Below are 2,504 nucleotides of genomic sequence, written 5' to 3' on the forward strand. Positions count from 1 at the left end.
AACTGATGGCGATGAATTCGACGATCGCCGTCTACGCCACCAACGGCAATCGCACGCCGGTCGTGCCGATGCGCGAGCTGATGGAAAAATGCATCGCGTTGCGCGCGCTGGTGCTGTTCGCGCTGCCACCGCCGCTGCTCGCGGCCGCCCAGGCCGACATCTCGAAATGGCTGGCGGCGGGAACACGAATTCACAACATCGCCGGGCAGTTCTCCCTCGCCGACACCGCGCAGGCGCATCTGGCCGTAGAGAAGGGCGACAAGCTCGGCACGGTCATCGTCGACTGCGCGCGATAGCCCCTGCGCCTCAACAAATAAAGGAAACCGCCGGATGCACTGGAATGTCGGCAAGGTCAAGATCACAAAAATCATCGAGATGGAAACCGTCGGCAGCACCCGGTTCATCCTGCCACTCGCGAGCAACGAAGAGATCCAGAAACTGCCCTGGCTCACGCCGCATTTCGCGACCGCGGAAGGCCGCCTGAAAATGTCGATCCATTCGCTGATGCTGGAGACGCCGACGCGGCGGATCGTCGTCGATACCGGGCTTGGCAACGACAAGCAGGGCCGCAACATACCGACCTGGAACAACCGCCAGGATCCGTTCCTGGACACGCTGACCCAAGCCGGCTTCCCGCCCGACAGCATCGACACCGTGCTGTGCACGCATCTGCACGTCGATCACGTCGGCTGGAACACCAGACTCGTCGGCGGCAAATGGGTGCCAACGTTTGCGAACGCGCGCTACGTGTTCGGCAGGGCCGAATACCAGCACTGGCGCGACCACAGCGATACACCCGACAAGGTCGCGGTGTTCGAGGATTCCGTGAAGCCGGTCGCCGACGCCGGCAAGGCCGACCTGGTCGCCAGCGACCACCAGCTTTCCGACGAAATCACCCTGATCCCGACGCCCGGCCACAGCCCCGGCCATATGAGCGTCCACATCAGGTCCGGCGGCGAGGCAGCCCTGCTCACCGGCGACGTCGCCCATCATCCCTGCCAGATGGCGCATCTCGACTGGTCGTCGACGGCCGATTCCGATCCCGGGCAGTCCGTGACGACCCGGCGTGAATTGTTTTCGCGCTTCGCCGAGACGCCGACACTCGTCATCGGCGGCCACTTCGATGCCGGCCATATCAGGCGCGACGGCGACACCTTCAGGTTCATTGCGCTGGCGTGACCCCGGCCCGCCCCGCGGAATAAGGCTGGCTGCAATGCAGCGCGCAGTCGGCCATTGAATTTCCCCCCGCCCTGTTCCATGAAGCGTCCAAAGACCGGAAAGTCTCCAAAAAACCCCAGGGAGTGATGAAAATGAAGCTTGTTCGTTACGGCGTGATTGGCCAGGAAAAGCCCGGCCTGATCGATAAATCCGGCCAGCTGCGCGATCTCTCGGGGCATGTTAGGGATCTCAATGGCGAGGCCTATGCGCCGGACTCGCTGGCGAAGCTCGCCGGCCTCGATCCGTCCAAGCTCCCCGCCGTCAACGGCAAGCCGCGGTTCGGCGCGCCGGTCACCGGCATCTCGAAATTCGTCGCCATCGGCCTCAACTATGTCGATCACGCCAAGGAAACCGGCGCGCCAATTCCGACCGAGCCGATCTTCTTCCTGAAAGCCAACACCGCGCTCAGCGGACCCAACGACCCCGTGGAGAAGCCGCGCGACTCGATCAAGCTCGACTGGGAAGTCGAAATCGCCGCCATCATCGGCACCCGCGCCAAATACGTCTCGGAGGCCGACGCGCTCAATCACGTCGCCGGCTATTGCGTCTGCAACGACGTGTCCGAGCGGAATTTCCAGCTCGAGCGGCTGGGCCAGTGGACCAAGGGCAAGTCGCACGACACGTTTGGGCCGCTCGGCCCGTGGGTTGCGACCAGGGACGAAATCCCGGACGTGCAGAAACTGTCGATGTGGCTCGACGTCAACGGCGAGCGCCGCCAGACCGGATCGACCTCGACCATGATCTTCTCGATAGCGAAGTGCATCGCCTATGTCTCGCGTTTCCTGACGCTGTTGCCCGGCGACATCGTCACCACGGGCACGCCGCCCGGCGTCGGCGCCGGCATGAAGCCGACGCCAAAGTTCCTCAATGTCGGCGATGTCGTCACGCTCGGCATCGAAGGCCTCGGCGAGCAAAGGCAGGAGATCGTCGCGGCGTGAGGTTGATGGCGCGGAATTCCTTAGCGCCAACTGCCGTCATTGCGAGGAGCATGGCGACGAAGCAATCCAGTCTTCCTTTGCGGCCCTATGGATTGCTTCGCTTCGCTCGCAATGACGGTGGAATTCCGGTCCAAGCATTTTTCAAGGACATCCCATGAAACTCACCTTCTCCCCCGCCTCGCCGTTCGCGCGCAAGGTTCGTATTGCCGCGATCGAACTTGGCCTGATCGACAGGATCGAATTCGTCGCCGCGACCGTCGCGCCGGGCCAGCCCAATGACCAGTATGCGCGCGACATCAATCCGCTGAAGAAACTGCCGGCGCTGATCCTGGATAATGGCGAGGTCGT

3 protein-coding genes and 1 pseudogene are annotated in these 2,504 nt (G+C 63.0%); all 4 read left to right on the top strand.

What is annotated here, in order from left to right; translation table 11 throughout:
- Positions 1–296: pseudogene (locus WCE35_RS06020) on the top strand (NADPH:quinone reductase); the annotation flags it as partial.
- A gap of 34 nt (positions 297–330) precedes the next feature.
- Positions 331–1,179 (top strand): MBL fold metallo-hydrolase, encoded by an 849-nt coding sequence (locus WCE35_RS06025; RefSeq protein WP_424592434.1) that lies wholly within the window; start codon positions 331–333, stop codon positions 1,177–1,179.
- Positions 1,180–1,310: 131 nt separating this feature from the next.
- A complete protein-coding gene (locus WCE35_RS06030; RefSeq protein ID WP_424592435.1) occupies positions 1,311–2,156 on the top strand; it encodes a fumarylacetoacetate hydrolase family protein in 846 nt (281 codons plus the stop codon).
- 154 nt (positions 2,157–2,310) lie between these two features.
- On the top strand, positions 2,311–2,504 hold a 194-nt coding region (locus WCE35_RS06035; protein ID WP_424592436.1), incomplete at its 3' end, for a glutathione S-transferase N-terminal domain-containing protein.

The organism is Bradyrhizobium sp., from assembly GCF_049691595.1.
In the GTDB taxonomy this organism is placed as follows: domain Bacteria; phylum Pseudomonadota; class Alphaproteobacteria; order Rhizobiales; family Xanthobacteraceae; genus Bradyrhizobium.

What these genes read in the sequence shown, in the direction of transcription:
- WCE35_RS06030 (WP_424592435.1), top strand. Translation starts at nt 1,311, where the DNA reads ATGAAGCTTGTTCGTTACGGCGTGATTGGCCAGGAAAAGCCCGGCCTG.
- WCE35_RS06025 (WP_424592434.1), top strand. Translation starts at nt 331, where the DNA reads ATGCACTGGAATGTCGGCAAGGTCAAGATCACAAAAATCATCGAGATG.